We start from the raw sequence: 17,226 nt of genomic DNA on the forward strand, positions 1-17,226 counted from the left end.
GACCGGACCTCACGGGGACTGGTTCGCACGCAGGTCGCGGGCGGTCGCGAGCAGCCACTCGACGGCGCTGGCGATGGTTTGCTCGAGCACGTCGTCCGGTTCGCCGTCGAACTGGCGGTGCCAGGCGTGCACGTCGTGGTCGGTGGCCACCGCGAACCAGACCGAACCGGCCGGTTCGCCGTCCTGCGGATCCGGCCCCCCGACCCCGGTCACCGCCACCGCCGCAACGGATTTCAGCAACGAGCGCACCCCCTCGGCCATCGCTTCGGCCGCGGTCCGCGACACCACCGGCACGTCGGGCACCCCGAGCACGGTGCGTTTGACCTCCGCGCTGTAGGCCACGACGCCGCCGCGGAACCAGGCAGCCGAATCGGGTGCCGCGCCGAGCGTGGCGGCCAGCCGGCCCGAGGTCAGCGATTCCGCGACCGCCACGGTGATCCCGGTGCGTTGCGCCAGGTCGGCCAGCTCGTGTGCGCGCTCGTCGGCGTGTGCCATGTCCATCCCTTCTGCGCTGCGGGTTCTGCTCACGATACGACCCGACCGGGCGATCACCGTAGGGCGCGCGCCCGGTTTCGGCGCCGCGGCGGCGGGAATGTCGGCGGTGCCAGCCCTGAAAACCATCCCCACGCAAGGAGAAATCGATGAGCACCGACGCGATCGTGCTGTTGCGCGACGATCACAAGGCGATTCGCAAGCTCTTCCGTGAGTTCGAGAAGGCCGGTTCCGACACCGCCAAGGAGCGTGTGGTGGACAAGATCATCGAGGCACTCACCGTGCACACGTATCTGGAGAACGAGTGCATGTACCCCGAGGTCCGCAAACTCGTCCCGGAACTGGAAGAAGACATCCTCGAGTCTTTCGAGGAGCATCACGTCGCCGACCTGCTCGCGGCGGAACTGGCGACGATGAAGCCCGAGGACGAGCACTTCACCGCGAAAGCCGCCGTCCTGATCGAGAATGTCGATCACCACATCGACGACGAAGAGAACGAGTGGTTCTCGCAAGTGCGAGAAAAACTGGGTCGCAAGCAACTTCAGGAAATCGGGGCGCGGATGCAAGAGCTTCGGAAGGAGGCGCCGACCTCGCCCGCGCAGCCGTCGGCGCTGAAGAAGGCCGTCGACGCGGTCCTGGCCTGAACCGGTCGATCCCTCGCCGGCACCCGCCGGGGTGCTCAGTCGGCGGGTGGATACTGCTGCGCGCTCAGCATCCTGGCCAGGTGGGCGGCGTTCCTGGCGAGTGTCGCGGTCGCCGAGGCCACCGCCTTGGGCACCGAGTCCAGCTCTCGGTAGTCGGTGCCACCCATGGCTTGGTCGTTCCAGTAGGTGCAGCCCTGCGCCGGTATGGTGAATCCGATGTCGCTGAGCCCCTGATACAGGTCGGCGACGATCTTGTGCGCGCCGTCCTCGTTGCCGACCACCGCGACCGTGCCGACCTTGCCGGTCATCGCGGGCCTGCCCTCGTCATCGGTCTCGGACAACTCGGCGTCCAACCGCTCCAGCACGCGCTGCGCCACCGACGACATGTGCCCGAGCCAGGTCGGCGTCGAGACCAGCAGGATGTCGGCCGCCGCGATGCGCTCCCGGATCAGTGGCCACTGATCACCGGGGCCCTCGTCCACCCGGACCCCGGGAAACACGTCGTGATCCACCACCCGCAGCACCGTGCCGCGCACGCCGTGCTCTTCCAGCGCGTCCAGCACCTGCCGTGCGATCAGGTCACTGCTGGATTCGGCGGGTGATTTCTTCAGGGTGCACACGAGTGCGACGGCGACCGGACCGGCCATGGTGAAACCTCCTGGGCAGCACAATAATTCGAGTCACGTGCGCGCGACGACACGGATCGTGCGCACCCGCGAATCGGAAGCGTCCGGCACGTTCATGCCCGCGTCCAGCCCGGTGCGCAGATAGTCGACGACCGCGCGATCGATCACCTCGCCGGGAACGACCACCGGAATGCCCGGTGGGTACGGCGTCAGCTGCTCGGCCGCGATCCGGCCCACCGCGTCGTAGGCGGGCACCGACTCGACGGGCCCGAAGAACGCGTCGCGAGGCGGCATCACACTGTCCAACTGCAGGTCGGAGGGTGCGGGTAGCGCGATGCGCGCGGGCTCGGGCTCGGTCAATTGCTCTCGCCAAGCCCTGATTCCGTCGACCAAGGTATCAATGGTGCCTTTGTCGTCGCCGAGAGACAGCGTGGCGAGCAAACGGCGGTGATCGGCCAGGCCCACGTCGAGGCGGCGGTGTTGCCGCAGCCAGTCCGCCGCCTGATAGCCGCTGGCCCCGGTGCCGGACAGATCCATCAGCACCTGCAAGCGATCGAGATCATGGGAGGCTTCGACACCGAGCAGCTCGTCGTCGAGCACCGCGATTCCGGGAATCTCCTCCAACTGCCGCCTGGCATGCTCGGCGACCCGCAAGGCTTCGCCAAGCAACTCACGCCCGTGTTCGACCATCTGTCTGCGCCAGCCGTCCAACGCCGCGTAGATCAGCACGTTCGGGCTGGTGGTCATCAGCAGGTCGGCGCATTCGCTGAGCCGGATCGGATCGACGAGGTCGCCTTGCAGGTGGAACACCGATCCTTGTTCGAATCCGGCGCCCATCTTGTGCACGCTGACCACGCAGACATCCGCGCCCGCGTCCATCGCCCAGGTCGGCAGGTCCTCGTGGAACGGCAGGTGGGCGCCCCATGCCTCGTCGACGATCAATGGCTTGCCGCGTTCATGGCAGATGTCGGCAATGGCGGCGATATCCGCGCAGGTGCCGTACGGGCTCGGACTCACGATCAGCGCACCCGAGGCGTCGGGGTGCTCCTCCCACGCCTGGCGCACCTGCCGCGGCGACGGCGGGTGCGAGAAGTGCTGCTCGGCATCCCATCGAGGAGTGATCCAGTGCGGTTGCACGCCGGAGAAGATGAGTCCCGCGACAATCGATTTGTGACTGTCCCGCGGTACGAGGAGGCCGCCGTCGTGCCCGCCCGCGACCGCCATCATGGCCGCCTTGACCGACAGCGAACTGCCGCAGGTGGAGAAGAACGCCGTTTCGGCCCGAACAGCGTCGGCCATGAGCGCCTCGGCTCGCGCGAGGTAGCCGTGGCGGGACAAGCGGTCGTCGAGACCGGCAGTGGCCAGAACGTCGGATTGGAAGGCGTCTCGTCCGATCACATCCAGGACGCGTTCGTCGGTACCGCGTCCTTGCCGGTGCCCGGGTGGCGTGAACCCGTACCGGCCCAGCCGGTGATAGTCGGCCAGTGCTTCCAGCAGGGGAGCTCGTGAGTGGTCCACGGCTACCGGCTACCCGGAATCGGCGGTGGCACACGTCCGGTCATCCGGTAGGTTCCGGCAGCCGCCGGATGCGGGCCGCGGTTTCGAACAAAGGCTGCTCGGCGGCGGTGCGGGTCGGTTCGTCCGCGTGGCAAACCCCCGGACGGGTTCGTTTCGCGCGCGGGCGCGCGGGTAGGTCCGGGAAGGTACCGACCCCCCGACCGGAGGAGCGCGCGGATGAAGGCAGTGACATGGCAAGGACGACGTAAAGTCGCCGTGGAAACGGTGCCCGATCCGCGGATCGAGGCGCCGACGGACGCGATCATCGAGGTCACCTCCAGCGGCATCTGCGGATCCGATCTGCATCTGTACGAGGTGATGGGCGCCTACATGAGCAGCGGCGACGTGCTGGGTCACGAAGCGATGGGACGGGTCGTGGAGACCGGTTCCGACGTCACCGAGTTGAAGCGCGGCGACCGCGTCGTGGTCCCGTTCCAGATCAGCTGCGGTGACTGCTACATGTGCCGGACCGGCCTGACCAGTCAGTGCGAGACCACGCAGGTCCGCAAATATGGCTGCGGCGCAGCACTTTTCGGCTACTCCAAGCTCTACGGGCAGGTGCCCGGCGGTCAGGCCGAATATCTGCGCGTGCCCTACGCCGACGCCACCCACATCACGGTGCCGGAGGGCCCCGACGACGCGCGGTTCCTCTACTTGTCCGACGTGCTGCCGACCGCCTGGCAGGCGGTGGAATACGCCGCGGTCCCCGAGGGCGGCTCGGTGACGGTACTCGGCCTCGGCCCGATCGGCGACATGGCCTGCCGGATCGCCGCGCAGCGCGGATTCCGTGTGATCGGTGTCGATCGGGTGCCCGAACGCCTCGCCAGGGTGGCCGAGCGTGGCGTCGAGGTCATCGATCTCGACGCCGTCGACGAGCCGATCGGCGACATCATCCGAGGCTGGACCGACGGTCGCGGCACCGACTCGGTGATCGATGCGGTCGGTATGGAGGCCCACGGGTCGCCGTTCGCGTCGGCCGCCCAGCGATCGGCGGCGTTCCTGCCGGATATCGTGGCGCAGAAGGTGATGGACACCGCGGGCGTCGACCGGCTGGCGGCGCTCAACTCCGCGATCGACATCGTCCGCCGCGGCGGCACGATCTCGGTGAGCGGCGTCTACGGCGGCATGCTCGACCCGCTGCCGATGCGCGTGCTGTTCGACAAGCAGATTCAGGTGCGCATGGGGCAGGCCAACGTCCGACGATGGGTCGACGACATCATGCCGCTGCTGCGGGACGGCGATCCGCTGGGCGTGGAAACCTTTGCCACCCATCGCCTTCCGCTGTCCAATGCCGCGCAGGCGTACGAGATCTTCCAGCACAAGACGGACGGAGCGGTGAAGATCGTGCTCGATCCGACCGCCGCCACCTGACGGCACAACCCGCGCCGGTCTCGAACGCGGTCGTCCCCACCGCGTTCGAGGCCGGTTTGTCGGTTCCGCCCTTGGGTAGCTGCCGAGTATGACTGTTTCACTACGCGGAGTCGTGTCGTCGTGGTGGCTCGAGGCGCCGACCGCCGTGGCGGCGGAGGCGGCACGCGCGGGCGTGGAGTTCGCTGTCGATCTGGGCGTCAAGGCGGCGCAGGCACCCGTGCAGGCCGTCGCGGCGGGCGCGCGGGCGGGCGCGTCGCTGCTGAACCTGGGACGCGAGGAGGAACTGCGCGACGAGTTCGCGGCCTTGGTCGACCCGCACGCGCTCCGGTCCCGGCGCCGGGTGGCGGTGCACGACGACCGCGCCACGGTGGAGGTGCGCGGCCTGGACTCCGGCCGGAGCGAGGCCGTCACGCAGGCGCTGCGGCGCACCCTCGATCGCAGCCGCGACGTGCGTTGGTGGCGGGTGAACGCGGTGACCGGCCGCGTGGTCGCCGCCCTCGCCCACGGCGCGGCCGACCTGCCCGCCCTCGTCGCGGCCATCGAGTCGGTCGAGGCCGCCACCGCGGTCGAGGACATCGACTGGGGCCGCGACTGCGAATACCCCGACGATCGAGAACCCTTGCTGGCGGCTGGAATCCAGTTCGCGGGCGACGTGTGCGCGATCGGACTGTCGGCGGCGGGTGCGGTGCTGCCGCTGCGCGGACCGGCGCGGCTGTTGCGCGCGGCGGCCGTCCTCGTCGACACCCAGCCCCGGGTGCGCGGACTGCTGGAGGATCGCCTCGGCCGCCCGCGCACGGATATGGTGCTCGTCGCGGCCAACGCCGTCGGCAATGCGCTGGGCAGCCGCGCCGCCGAGGGCATCGCGAACCTCGCAGTGGACGCCGTGTACCGCGGCTTCACCCTGACCGAGGCGCTGACCAGGTATGCGCAATGGCAGCGCTGGGAGCCCGAGGTCGACCGCCGCCCCGCCGAGGTGCGCGAACCGCTGTCACCGTCCTCGCGGGTAGTCGAGATGCCGCGGGGACCGGTCGAACGAGTCGCCGACGAAACCGCCGCGGGCGCGCTCGCGGGTGCGGTCAGCGCTGCCCTGGGCGGGCGCGGCTTGCTCGGCGCGGCCGCCGCGTTGGAACTCGGTGCGCCGAAGGCGGCGCGGGCCAGCCGCGAGGCGTTCGGCGCCATGGTTTCCACGCTGCTCGGGCGGGCGGGCGCGCTCACCCTGCACCCCGGCGCCTGGCGGCGGCTGGACCGCCTGTCCGCGCTGGTCGTGGACGGGGAGGCGCTGCTGACCTCGCGCCGCATGGTGCTCGACGCCGAGACCACCGACGATCGATGGTCGATCGCCGAGGTATGGAGCGCGAGTCAGCGTCTGCTCTGGGCCGAGGACACCGAGAAAAGCTCCGCCGGCGACGGGCAATCCGCGGACTCCGAGTCTCGATCGCCGGGCCGGGGGCAACGGTTGGTCTACGCCGGAACGGGGAAGCCGGATCGCGGTGTGGCGCGCCGCCCGGTATGGCGGGAACTCCAGGACAACGGCAGGACGGTGGGCCGGGTCCTGATCGGACGCGAACTCGATCGCCGCGCGCACGCGGTACTCGGCCGAGCGCGCAGCGCCGGGTTACGCGTGATCCTCGTCGCCGATGCCGACGCCGCCGAGTTGCGGTCGATGTCCGACGACTTCCTCACCCCCGCCCGCTCGCTGAGCAAGCTGGTGCGTGATCTGCAGCAGGACGGGCACGTGGTCGCCGCGCTGAGTTCGCGCGCGCACAGGGCGCTGGCGACGGCCGACGTGGCGATCGGGCTGGCCCGTCGGGAAGACGGTGTACTGCAGTTGCCGTGGACCGCGGACGTGGTCTGCCGCGACCTCGCGCAGGTGGACCGGATCCTGGCCACCGTCGCTCCGGCTCGCCAGGTGAGCGAACGCGGCCGCTCGCTGGCTCTGTCGGCGGCCGCCTTGGGCGGCCTGCTGCTCGCCGTCGCCCCGGACGCGCGCGGCACCGCTTCGCCGATGGCCGCCGCGCACTACACGGGATTCTTCACCGGCGCCTACAGCGGGTGGCGCGCGGCGCGGGCCGAGCCACCCACCGCGCTCGCCCCGCTGTTGCCCTGGCACGCGCTGGAACCAAGCGAGGTGCTGAGCCGGTTGCCGGAGCCCGTTCCGGTGCAGGAGCGCACCGAGCCGAGCCGAGCGGCCCGCATCCCGGGCATGACCGTCGTCACCTCGGCGGCGTCGTTCGCGCGGCAGCTGCGCCGTGAACTGGCCGATCCGCTCACCCCGATTCTCGGGGTCGGTGCGGTCGCCACCGCCGTACTCGGCGCGCCGTCGGACGCGGTGCTGCTGTCGTCGGTGCTCGCGGTCAACGCACTGGTGTCGGCGTGGCAGCGCCAGCGCGCGGAGGACGCGCTGCACCACTTGTTCGAGCGCGAGCAGCTCACCGGCCGCGTGATCGACCGCGCCGAACTGGACGCGGACGAGCCGCGCGAACACCGCCTGCCCGCGAACCTGCTCATCCTGGGCGACGTCATAGTGCTGCGGGCCGGGGACGTGGTTCCCGCCGATGCACGGCTGCTGCACACCGACGACCTGGAGATGGACGAATCCGGACTCACCGGCGAGTCGGTGACCGTCGACAAGCAGGTCGCCGCGACCCCCGGCGCGGCGGTGGGGGACCGCGCCTGCATGGTCTTCGAAGGCAGCACCGTGGTCAACGGAACGGGTCGCGCGGTGGTGGTCGCGGTCGGCGACGACACCCAGGCGGGACGAGCCGCCGCCGGTGCCATGCCACCCGAAAAGGGCGGCGTGCAAGCGCAATTGCGCCGGTTGACCGACCGCGCGCTACCGCTGACCTTGACCGGCGGAGGCGTCGTGACCGGGTTGGGGATGCTGCGCGGCAGGTCGCTGCGGACCGCGATCGCCGACGGCGTGGCCGTCGCGGTCGCCGCGGTACCCGAGGGACTGCCGCTGGTGGCCACGGTGGCCCAGCTCGCGGCCGCCCGCAGGCTCTCCCGGCACGGCGTGCTGGTCCGCGCCAGCCGGACCGTCGAGGCGCTGGGCCGGGTGGACACACTGTGCTTCGACAAGACCGGCACCCTCACCGAGGGCCGCCTGCGCCTGACCACCCTGGCCGGCCTCGATGAGCAGTGGCCACCGGACGCGGACTCCGATGCCGCCCGCACGTTGCTCCGTGCGGCGGCCCGCGCCTGCCCCGATCCCGCCGAAGGCCCGATCCTGCATGCCACCGACCGCGCGGTGGTCGAAGCCGCCGAGGAGGTACTCGGCGAGGACGCCCACCGCTGGGATCCGATCGAGGAGATCCCGTTCGAGTCCAACCGCGGTTACGCCGCCGCGCTCGGCCACACCACCCGCAAACTGCGACTGATCGTGAAGGGCGCGCCCGAGGTGGTCCTGTCGCGGTGCACCAGGGTCCGGCTGGGCGGCACCGACAGCCCGCTGAGCGACGGCTTCCGCGAGCGCGCCGAACAGGCGGTGCGGGATCTCGCCGAGCAGGGGCTGCGGGTGCTGGTGGTGGCACGCCGCGACCTGCGCACTACACCGCAGGACGTCGAGGCCGCGGTCGAACAACTCACCTTGCTCGGCTTCCTCGGCTTGGCCGACACCCCACGCCCGCAGACCCTTCCGCTCGTCACCGCGCTGCGGCGCAACGACATCAGCGTCCGCATGATCACCGGCGACCACCCCGTGACCGCGGCGGCGGTGGCCCGGCAGCTGGGCATAGATCCGGGCGAGGTGGTCACCGGCGCCGACCTGGACGGCAGGGACGACACCGCGCAGGCCGAGCTGATCGAACGCGGGACCGTCTTCGCCCGGGTCGCCCCGGAACAGAAGGTGCGCATCATCGCCGCGCTGCGCCGGGCGGGCCACGTCGTCGGCATGACCGGCGACGGCAGCAACGACGCCGCCGCGATCCGCACCGCCGACGTCGGAATCGGCTTGGCGGCACAGGGTTCCGCGGCCGCCCGCAACGCCGCCGACATGGTGCTCACCCATCCCGACCCGCTGGCGTTGCTGCACGCCCTCATCGAAGGGCGCGGTATGTGGCAGCGCGTCACCGACGCGGTCGGCGTGCTGGTCGGCGGCAACGCGGGCGAAGTGGCCTTCACGCTGTACGGCACCGCCGTCAGTGGCCACGCCCCGCTGCGCACCCGGCAATTCCTGCTGGTGAACATGCTGACCGATATGTTCCCGGCCATGGCGCTGGCGCTGTCGCGCGATCGGGACACCGCCGATCCGGAGGACGCGGACGATCCGCAGGTCCGGGCGCAGCGGGCGTCCGAACAGCTCGCCGAGCTCCCGGTCGCGCATCTGGGCCCGGATCTGCTGCGCACCCTCGCCGTCCGTGGTGTCACGACGGCCACCAGCGCATCCGTCGCCTGGACCCTGGGCCGCTTGACCGGCACGCAACGCCGCGCCGCCACCATCGGCCTGGTCGCGCTCATCGGCACGCAGCTCGGGCAGACGCTGGTATCGGGCTACCGCAGCCCGCTGGTCTGGGTCACCACCGCGGCGAGCGGAGCGGTGCTCGGCGCCGTGGTGATGACACCGGGGTTGTGCACCTACTTCGGGTGCCGTCCGCTGGGCCCGGTCGGATGGGGGCTCGCGACAAGCTGCGCGGCGACGGCCACCGCCGCTGCCGCGATCCTGCCCCGGTTGCTCCCCGAACCGCCGACCGGGTAGACCGGTGCCTTCGGCGTCGTGTCCAGCGCCGGGAACGCCCGCTGATTGGTCGGTGACCGCCCGGGTATCCGGCTGGCGACGGAACCCCGCCACCGGCACACCTTATGGAGGAACCCATGGCTCAACAGGTCGGTGACTACGTCGTGCGGCGTCTGCGGGAATGGGGCGTCCAGCAGGTCTTCGGCTATCCCGGCGACGGTATCAACGGCCTGATCGCCGCATTCGGCCGCGCGGACGACGACCCGGCGTTCATCCAAGCCCGCCACGAGGAGATGGCGGCCTTCCAAGCCACCGGCTACGCCAAGTTCAGCGGCAAGGTGGGCGTGTGTACCGCGACATCCGGGCCGGGGGCGATCCATCTGCTCAACGGTTTGTACGACGCGAAACTCGACCACGTGCCGGTGGTCGCGATCGTCGGGCAGACCGCGCGCAGCGCGATGGGCGGCAGCTACCAGCAGGAGGTCGACCTGCAGAGCCTGTTCAAAGACGTCGCCTCCGATTACCTGGTCGAGGTGAACGTCGCAAGCCAGTTACCCAACGCGCTGGACCGCGCGTTCCGCATCGCGGCCGCGCGCAGGGCCCCGACCGCGGTGATCATCCCGTCCGATCTGCAGGAGGAGCAGTACCGCCCGCCGCAGCACGCGTTCAAACAGGTGCCCTCCAGTCCGCCGGGACTGCCCACGACGGCCGTCGTTCCCGCGCACCAGGACATCCAACGCGCCGCTGACGTGCTCGATGCCGGATCGCGGGTCGCGATCCTGATCGGCCAAGGCGCCCGCTCGGCCGCCGCGGAGGTCGTCGAGATCGCCGAGCGCACCGGCGCGGGCGTGGCGAAAGCGCTGCTGGGCAAGGACGTCTTGTCCGACGACCTGCCCTTCGTCACCGGGTCGATCGGGCTGCTCGGCAGCAGGCCCAGTTACGAGTTGATGCGCGACTGCGACACACTGCTGATCGTCGGATCGAACTTTCCCTACTCGCAGTTCCTGCCCGAACTCGGGCAGGCACGCGCGATACAGATCGATATCGACGGCACCATGATCGGGATGCGCTATCCGACCGAGGTGAATCTCGTCGGAGACGCCAAATCCACTCTTGCCGAACTGCTTGCGCTGGTCAAACGCAAAGACGACCGGGCATGGCGGGAGACGATCGAGAAGAACGTGGCCCGCTGGTGGCAGACCGTCGAACGGCAATCCATGCTGGCGGCGAAACCGGTCAATCCGATGCGGGTGGTCTGGGAGCTGTCCGAACGCATCCCCGACAACGCCATCGTGACGGCGGATTCCGGATCCTCCACCAACTGGTATGCACGCTGTCTGCGCTTCCGCGGACAGATGCGTGGCTCGCTGTCGGGCACGCTGGCCACCATGGGCCCCGGCGTCCCCTACGCCATCGGCGCGAAGTTCGCCCACCCCGACCGCCCGGTGATCGCGTTGGTGGGTGACGGCGCGATGCAGATGAACGGCCTGGCCGAACTGCTCACCATCGCCCGCTACCACCGGCGCTGGGCGGATCCGCGACTGGTCGTCTGCGTCTTCCACAACAACGACCTCAACCAGGTCACCTGGGAGTTGCGCGCCATGGGCGGCGCACCGAAATTCGAGGAATCGCAGACGCTGCCCGACGTCTCCTACGCCGATATCGCGCGCAGCGCGGGCCTGACCGGGCTCACCGTGCAGTCACCCGACGACCTCGCCTCGGCGTGGGACTGCGCCCTGCACGCCGACAGCCCGGTGCTGCTCGACGTCCACTGCGACCCCGAGGTGCCGCCCATCCCGCCGCATGCCACCTGGGACGAGATGAAGGACACCGCCGAAGCCGTGCTGCGCGGCGATCCCGGCGCCTGGCACCTGCTGGCCCAGGGCGCGAAAACCAAAGCCCAGGAGTTCATTCCGTAACGACAGAAGCGAGTGCCGTGATGCCCGATCAGGATGTCGTCGACCTGCTCACCGCCCAGCACGAGGAGATCACCTCGCTGCTCGAGCGGTTGAGCGCGGGCAACGACGCGAAACAAGACCTGTTCACCGACCTGGTGCGGCTGCTGGCGGTGCACGAAAGCGCCGAGGAGGAGGTCGTGCACCCGGTTGCCGGACGTGCCCGTTTCGGCGCCGACGACGAGGTGGTGAAACCCCGGCTGGCGGAGGAGAACGAGGCCAAACGGGCGCTGACGGAACTGTACGACCTCGGTGTGGATCATCCGGAGTTCGATACCAAGCTTGCCGCGTTCGCCGACGCCGTGGTCGAGCACGCCGCGCACGAGGAGGCCGAGGAGTTCACCCTGCTGCGTGCCCAGTACTCGTCCACACAGCTACGGCGCATGGCCGGGTCGGTGCGAGCCGCCGAGGCCGTCGCGCCCACCCGCCCGCACCCACACGCGGGCGAGTCCGCGATCGCCAATCTGATAGCGGGGCCGCCCTTGGCGCTGTTCGACCGGGCCCGTGACGCGGTGCGGGACTGGCGGAGCACGCAAGACCTGTAACCGCACGCGCGCCGCGGCCCGCGCAAGCCGAGAATCGCAGAAGAGGAGATCGACCATGGGGTTTCCCGAGCAGCAGCAAGAAGTGCCAGGTACGCAGGCCCGAATGAATCCGGTTCCGGACTGCGGTGAGGACAGCTACCGCGGGTCCGGCAAATTGACCGGCAAAGCCGCCGTGATCACCGGCGCCGACAGCGGGATCGGCCGGGCGGTGGCGATCGCCTACGCGCGCGAAGGCGCGGACGTGCTGATCTCCTACCTGAACGAGGACGAGGACGCGAAAGAGGTCGCCGACCTCGTCACACGCGCCGGGCGCAAGGCCGTGCTCATGCCCGGCGACCTCGCCGACGCCGACCACTGCCGCGCCGCCATCGAACGGGCGGTCCGCGAATTCGGCAAAGTCGACGTGTTGGTGAGCAATGCGGCTTTTCAGATGACGCACGACAATCTCGAGGAGATCAGCGACGAAGAATTCGAGCACACCGTCAAACTGAATATCAACGCCTATTTCTATCTGGTGAAAGCGGCCCTGCCGCACATGCCGCCGGGGTCTTCGATCATCGGAAGCTCATCGGTCAACTCCGACATGCCCTCGCCGACTTTGGCGCCGTACGCGGCGACCAAGGCGGCCATCGCGAACTTCTCCGCCAGCCTCGCCCAGTTGCTGGGGGAGCGCGGCATCCGGGTCAACAGTGTCGCGCCGGGACCGATTTGGACACCGCTGATCCCCTCGACCATGCCGGTCGAGAAGGTCACCCACTTCGGTGACGACACACCGCTGGGCCGCACCGGTCAACCGGCCGAACTCGCCGCGACGTATGTGCTGCTGGCTTCCGAGGACGGCAGCTACATTTCCGGCGCCCGCGTCGCCGTCACCGGCGGCAGGCCCATCCTCTGAGCACGAACGACCGCGGCCGGTCGTCCCAGTGCGCGTCCGGCCGTCTCGCCGCGACCCGAGCCGCCGCGAGTCACAGCATCGACACGACGATCGCGACCGCCGCCGCCAGGAAAACCAAGACGACCACGACCGTGACGACCATCGCCGCGACCCCGGTGATGGGGAAGTGGTGCCTGGTCGTAGGCTCCGGCGCGGACAGACCGGACGTCTGCGGGGTCTCCGGTGGTGTGGAGCCCGGCGGTACGCCGCCGCCGGGGTCCAGATCCGGCGTCCTCCCGGGATCGGGATCCATCGCGCTCATGCCCCCGCCTCATTGCCGCTGCGCTCGCTCATGGCTTGCTCCCTATTCGCCATCGTTTCCGGGTACTTCGGGTGCATCAGGTCGCTTGCCGGACTTCTTGCGGGACAGAATCACCGCGCCGACCAGTACCGCGAGTCCTATGATCACCAACAATTCCATGTCTGGGACCTACCCGGTACCCCGATGCCCAATCGACGTGCGGGATATTCGCCGTAGTCGCTCCGGTCGGCCGCGGCCGCAGTCCCGATCAAGAGTGATTACCGGCACCGGCCCGAGCCCCGCGATCCGGTACACCACCGCCGCCCCCACAGTCATGACCGTGCACAACACCACCAATCGCACGCCGGGCGTCACGGCCGTATTCATCCCTGCACTTTCTCACGACGGACGAAGCGGATCTCCTCGGCTGAGCACGTGATAGCCGAGGCCGTCTCGGGCCTGCCACCGGGGATCGAGCGGCTCACCGGAGGCATGCACGCGTATCTCGACGGATGATCGGCGCAGCGCGCCAACGCGATAAGCGGGCGTCGCGCCGCATAGCGCAAATGGCTCCGTGATCAGGCCGCGATCATTCCTGAATTGAATAAGTGCACGCGGCAATATCTCCGGTGACTGCCGCCGGGCTTGATTTCAGTTATTCGGACGCTTTCTATGGTGAACGCATTCTCGAAAGAAATTTCGGCATGCGCTCCGGGCAGCCGGATAATGCGCGAAGGAGCCGGGCATTGCGCGCACGCGCAGGGTGGAGGAAGGTGAATATGTCCGGTGGCGCCACCGGGGCGCCGCCCTGACCAGGGCAGGAGGTTGGCCCGTGTACGCACGTTCCAGCACAATTACGGCCCAGCCGTCGTCGATCGACGACGGGCTCGCATACCTCCGCGATGAAGTGATGCCGAAACTCCCCGAGATCGACGGGTGGGTCGGCCTGTCCTTGCTGGCCGATCGGTCGACGGGACGCTGCATCGCCACGACGGCGTGGGAATCCGACGCCGCGATGCACGGCAGCCGCGGTCGGGTCCAGCCATTGCGCGACGGTATGGCCCGCAGGCTCGACGGTCGGGTCGATCTGGTCGAAGAATGGGAGATCGCGGCCCTGCACCGCGACCATCCGGCCGGTGACAGCGCCTGCGCTCGGTGCACGTGGGTTCAGCTCGACCCGGAGCGGCTCGACCGGCTGATCGACACCTTCAAGATGGAAGTGCTGCCGCAGACCGAGATGATCGATGGGTTCTGCAGCGCCAGTCTGTTCGTCGACCGATCCACCGGTCGAGCGGTGGGCGCGACCGTCTGGTCCAGCCGCGGCGCGATGGACGCCAATCGTGAACAGACGAATCGGGTCAGGGCGGCGGCGACCCAGCGGGTCGGCGCCAACGTGCTCGAGGTAGCGGAGTTCGATCTGGCGTTCGCGCACCTGCGCGTCCCCGAGATGGCGTGACATCATCCGACATCCGGCCGGAGCGTGGGTTTCCCGGCCGGATGCTTCATGCCCCGCGCCGGGAACGCACAAGGCGGATGCCGCCGTGAGCATGCGCGGCGGTATCGGTGTCGATTACCCGAGAGGTAATCGCCCGGCCGGGTTGGCGTTCGTAGGATCGGGGGAGTGACTACCCCAACAGCTGGTGACCTGCTGCGGCATTGGCGTCTGGAACGCCGACTGAGCCAGCTGGAGCTGGCTGGAAGGGCCGAGACTTCGGCGCGGCACCTGAGTTTCATCGAGACCGGGCGCGCCACGCCGAGCCGGACGATGATCGTGCACTTGTCCGAACACCTGGACATCCCGCTGCGCGAACGCAACCGCCTGTTGCTCGCCGCGGGTTACGCCCCCGCCTACGCCCAACCGGCTCTCGACACGCCCGCCATGGACGCCATCCGCGGCGCCATGCGTCAGATCCTCGCCGGTCACGAGCCTTATCCGGCGCTGGCCATCGATCAGAACTGGACGATGATCGACGCCAACAGCGGGGTAGCCGTGCTGATCGCGGGCATCGACCCCGCTCTGGCGACGCCACCGGTGAACACGCTGCGGTTGAGCCTGCATCCTGACGGCATGGCCGGCCGCATCCGCAACCTCGCCGAATGGCGCGGCCATATCTTCGCCCGTTTGGCACGACAGGCCGAGGTCACCGGCTCCAGGGACTTGGCCGATCTGCTCGAGGAGCTGCGGTCCTATCCGGGCGGCGAAGTGGAGCCGGCGCTCCCGGAACCCGATCAGGCGGTGGTCCCGCTGCGGATCGAGCACGAGGGACACGAGCTGTCATTGCTCAGCGTGACAACGGTGTTCGGTACCCCGATGAACGTCACTGTCGCCGAACTGGCCATCGAGTCGTTCTTCCCCGCCGACGAGGACACCATGAAGCGCCTCACCGCGCACGCCCGATGACCCGCACCGAGCGGCTCCGCGCCCTGCTCGGCGCACCGGTCCGCGCGATCACCGACCTCGGAGCGAGCCACGCGTGGACGCTGCACCGCGCCGAATTGTCCGATGGCCACCGGGTTTTCGTCAAGGCTTCGGCCGAGCCGACGCCGGTCTTCGCGTCCGAAGCGGCGGGGCTGGGCTGGCTGGGCAAGGCGGACACCGACGCACTGGTGCCGCGGGTGCTGGCGGCCGATGACCAGATGCTGGTGCTGCCCTGGCTGGACGAGACCCGCCCCACCCCCGCGGCCGCCGAGCGATTCGGCCGCGAACTGGCCGCACTGCATGCCGACCGGCCCGAACGCTTCGGCGCGCCGTGGGCGGGCTGGATCGCGAGCCTCCCGCTGCTCAACGCTCCCGCGGACGGTGCATGGTCGCGGTGGTACGCCGAGCACCGCCTCGCGCCGTACCTGCCGCGCGCGGCCGCGCATCTCGGTGCCGACGGAATCCGCGTGGTGGAACGCGTCATCGACCGTATCGACGACCTCGCCGGTCCCGCCGAACCCCCGTCCCGCATCCACGGCGACCTGTGGTCGGGCAACATCCTGTGGACGCGGGAACGCGCGATGCTCATCGATCCCGCCGCTCACGGCGGTCACCGCGAGACCGACCTCGCCATGCTGGCCCTCTTCGGCGCCCCGCACCTGGATCGCATCCGCGCCACCTATGACGAGACCCACCCGCTCGCCGACGGGTGGCAAGCCCGCACTCCGCTGCACCAGTTGCATCCCCTCCTGGTGCACGTCGCGTTGTTCGGCGCCGGCTATCGTGCGCAGACGCTCGCCGCGGCCACCGCGGCGCTCGGGTCCTGATACCTCACCCGTTCACCCGCGCGATGACCTTCTCCGCGAAGCGGGACAGATGGGCGATCTTCGTCTCCAGCGGCTCGGTGTCCTGCTCGGTGGTGTAGGGCAGCCGGAATCCGACGATCACGTCCGTGATCCCTTTGTCCTCCAGGCGTTTGACGCCGTCGACGGTGAATCCGTCCACCGAGATGACATGCACCTCGAAGTCCTTGCGCGTCCCGTACTCGGCGCGCAGGGTGTCGAGTTCGGCCAGCAGTCGGTCCAGTTCCGCGCCGTCGCCCCCGGCGTGCATCCACCCGTCTCCGCGCTGCGCGGCCCGCCGCAGTGCGGGCTTGCTGTGCCCGCCCACGAGGATCGGCACCGGTTCGGTCGGCACCGGGGTGATCTTGATCGGCGGAATGTCGTAGAACTGCCCGTGGTACTCGAAGTACCCGCCCGCCGAGAGGCCGCGCACGATGTCGATGCATTCGTCCATGCGTGCGCCGCGCTTGTCGAACGGCAAGCCCATGATCTCGAAATCGTCCGGCCAGGGGCTGATTCCGACGCCGAGACCGAACCGGTTGCCGCTGAGCGCGGCGACCGAGGCGGCCTGTTTGGCCACCAGCACCGGCGGCCGGATCGGCAGCTTCAGCACGAACGGCGTGAAACGCAGCGTGGTGGTCACCGCCGCCATCGCCGCGCTCAGCACGAATGCCTCGATGAACGGCTTGTCTGCCAAGAACTCCCGGCTTCCATCCGGCGTGTACGGATACTTCGCCTCGGATTCCTTCGGGTACGCCACGCTGTCGGCCACCGCCATGGACGTGTAGCCCGCCTCCTCGGCGGCCTTGGCGAGCGGAAGGTAATACGACGGATCCGTCATCGTCTCGGCATAGGTGAAGCGCATGTCAGTTGCCTTTCTGGCGCGTCGAGCGCGCCGCACGGGTCCCGGCGCGGTGCCCGCGGACCG

The 17,226-nt window shown here is 69.5% G+C and carries 14 protein-coding genes; 9 read left to right on the forward strand and 5 right to left on the reverse strand.

Going from position 1 to position 17,226, the window contains the following annotated elements:
- Window positions 1-9: 9 nt before the first annotated feature.
- Entirely contained in the window at window positions 10-528 is a 519-nt protein-coding gene (locus AB0M45_RS26270; protein ID WP_364334551.1) for a CinA family protein, read from the reverse strand.
- 113 nt (window positions 529-641) lie between these two features.
- Between AB0M45_RS26270 and AB0M45_RS26275 the strand changes: the two genes are divergently transcribed.
- Window positions 642-1,136, forward strand: a complete 495-nt coding sequence (locus tag AB0M45_RS26275) for a hemerythrin domain-containing protein (protein WP_364334554.1) — start codon at window positions 642-644, stop codon at window positions 1,134-1,136.
- A 35-nt stretch (window positions 1,137-1,171) separates the two neighbouring features.
- Here the strand turns inward: AB0M45_RS26275 and AB0M45_RS26280 are convergent, their stop codons facing one another.
- Window positions 1,172-1,783, reverse strand: coding sequence for an NAD(P)H-dependent oxidoreductase (locus AB0M45_RS26280; RefSeq protein ID WP_364334557.1), 612 nt, complete (start codon window positions 1,781-1,783; stop codon window positions 1,172-1,174).
- Between the two features lie 33 nt (window positions 1,784-1,816).
- On the reverse strand, window positions 1,817-3,280 hold the full coding sequence (locus tag AB0M45_RS26285; protein ID WP_364334560.1) for an ornithine decarboxylase: 1,464 nt from the start codon (window positions 3,278-3,280) through the stop codon (window positions 1,817-1,819).
- Between the two features lie 216 nt (window positions 3,281-3,496).
- Between AB0M45_RS26285 and AB0M45_RS26290 the strand changes: the two genes are divergently transcribed.
- From AB0M45_RS26290 to AB0M45_RS26310, 5 genes are all read left to right on the forward strand, one after another.
- Entirely contained in the window at window positions 3,497-4,690 is a 1,194-nt protein-coding gene (locus tag AB0M45_RS26290) for a zinc-dependent alcohol dehydrogenase (RefSeq protein WP_364334563.1), read from the forward strand.
- Window positions 4,691-4,778: 88 nt separating this feature from the next.
- Window positions 4,779-9,383: a cation-translocating P-type ATPase gene (locus tag AB0M45_RS26295; RefSeq protein WP_364334566.1), complete on the forward strand. Its 4,605-nt coding sequence runs from the start codon at window positions 4,779-4,781 to the stop codon at window positions 9,381-9,383.
- A 116-nt stretch (window positions 9,384-9,499) separates the two neighbouring features.
- On the forward strand, window positions 9,500-11,281 hold the full coding sequence (locus AB0M45_RS26300; RefSeq protein WP_364334569.1) for a thiamine pyrophosphate-requiring protein: 1,782 nt from the start codon (window positions 9,500-9,502) through the stop codon (window positions 11,279-11,281).
- A 20-nt stretch (window positions 11,282-11,301) separates the two neighbouring features.
- Window positions 11,302-11,862 carry a hemerythrin domain-containing protein gene (locus AB0M45_RS26305; RefSeq protein ID WP_364334572.1) on the forward strand — a complete coding sequence of 187 codons (561 nt, stop codon included), beginning with the start codon at window positions 11,302-11,304 and terminating at the stop codon, window positions 11,860-11,862.
- Between the two features lie 55 nt (window positions 11,863-11,917).
- A complete protein-coding gene (locus AB0M45_RS26310; RefSeq protein ID WP_364334575.1) occupies window positions 11,918-12,757 on the forward strand; it encodes an SDR family oxidoreductase in 840 nt (279 codons plus the stop codon).
- 70 nt (window positions 12,758-12,827) lie between these two features.
- Here the strand turns inward: AB0M45_RS26310 and AB0M45_RS26315 are convergent, their stop codons facing one another.
- Entirely contained in the window at window positions 12,828-13,058 is a 231-nt protein-coding gene (locus AB0M45_RS26315) for a DUF6480 family protein (RefSeq protein WP_364334578.1), read from the reverse strand.
- Between the two features lie 811 nt (window positions 13,059-13,869).
- Between AB0M45_RS26315 and AB0M45_RS26320 the strand changes: the two genes are divergently transcribed.
- From AB0M45_RS26320 to AB0M45_RS26330, 3 genes are all read left to right on the forward strand, one after another.
- Entirely contained in the window at window positions 13,870-14,493 is a 624-nt protein-coding gene (locus tag AB0M45_RS26320; RefSeq protein WP_364334581.1) for a hypothetical protein, read from the forward strand.
- A gap of 165 nt (window positions 14,494-14,658) precedes the next feature.
- Window positions 14,659-15,438, forward strand: a complete 780-nt coding sequence (locus AB0M45_RS26325) for a helix-turn-helix transcriptional regulator (protein WP_364334584.1) — start codon at window positions 14,659-14,661, stop codon at window positions 15,436-15,438.
- Entirely contained in the window at window positions 15,435-16,283 is an 849-nt protein-coding gene (locus tag AB0M45_RS26330; protein ID WP_364334587.1) for a fructosamine kinase family protein, read from the forward strand. Before AB0M45_RS26325 ends, AB0M45_RS26330 begins: the two co-directional genes overlap by 4 nt.
- 4 nt (window positions 16,284-16,287) lie before the next feature.
- On the opposite strand, the gene AB0M45_RS26335 is transcribed toward AB0M45_RS26330, so the two are convergent.
- Window positions 16,288-17,163, reverse strand: coding sequence for a TIGR03619 family F420-dependent LLM class oxidoreductase (locus AB0M45_RS26335; RefSeq protein WP_364334590.1), 876 nt, complete (start codon window positions 17,161-17,163; stop codon window positions 16,288-16,290).
- Window positions 17,164-17,226: the final 63 nt, after the last annotated feature.

This window comes from Nocardia sp. NPDC051787 (genome assembly GCF_040681325.1).
Lineage (GTDB): Bacteria > Actinomycetota > Actinomycetes > Mycobacteriales > Mycobacteriaceae > Nocardia.

Bases quoted from the DNA above. Each gene is read 5' to 3' on its own strand.
- AB0M45_RS26295 (WP_364334566.1), top strand. From the start codon at position 4,779: ATGACTGTTTCACTACGCGGAGTCGTGTCGTCGTGGTGGCTCGAGGCG.
- AB0M45_RS26275 (WP_364334554.1), top strand. From the start codon at position 642: ATGAGCACCGACGCGATCGTGCTGTTGCGCGACGATCACAAGGCGATT.
- AB0M45_RS26315 (WP_364334578.1), bottom strand. From the start codon at position 13,058: ATGAGCGCGATGGATCCCGATCCCGGGAGGACGCCGGATCTGGACCCC.
- AB0M45_RS26305 (WP_364334572.1), top strand. From the start codon at position 11,302: ATGCCCGATCAGGATGTCGTCGACCTGCTCACCGCCCAGCACGAGGAG.
- AB0M45_RS26335 (WP_364334590.1), bottom strand. From the start codon at position 17,163: ATGCGCTTCACCTATGCCGAGACGATGACGGATCCGTCGTATTACCTT.
- AB0M45_RS26310 (WP_364334575.1), top strand. From the start codon at position 11,918: ATGGGGTTTCCCGAGCAGCAGCAAGAAGTGCCAGGTACGCAGGCCCGA.
- AB0M45_RS26280 (WP_364334557.1), bottom strand. From the start codon at position 1,783: ATGGCCGGTCCGGTCGCCGTCGCACTCGTGTGCACCCTGAAGAAATCA.
- AB0M45_RS26330 (WP_364334587.1), top strand. From the start codon at position 15,435: ATGACCCGCACCGAGCGGCTCCGCGCCCTGCTCGGCGCACCGGTCCGC.
- AB0M45_RS26300 (WP_364334569.1), top strand. From the start codon at position 9,500: ATGGCTCAACAGGTCGGTGACTACGTCGTGCGGCGTCTGCGGGAATGG.
- AB0M45_RS26290 (WP_364334563.1), top strand. From the start codon at position 3,497: ATGAAGGCAGTGACATGGCAAGGACGACGTAAAGTCGCCGTGGAAACG.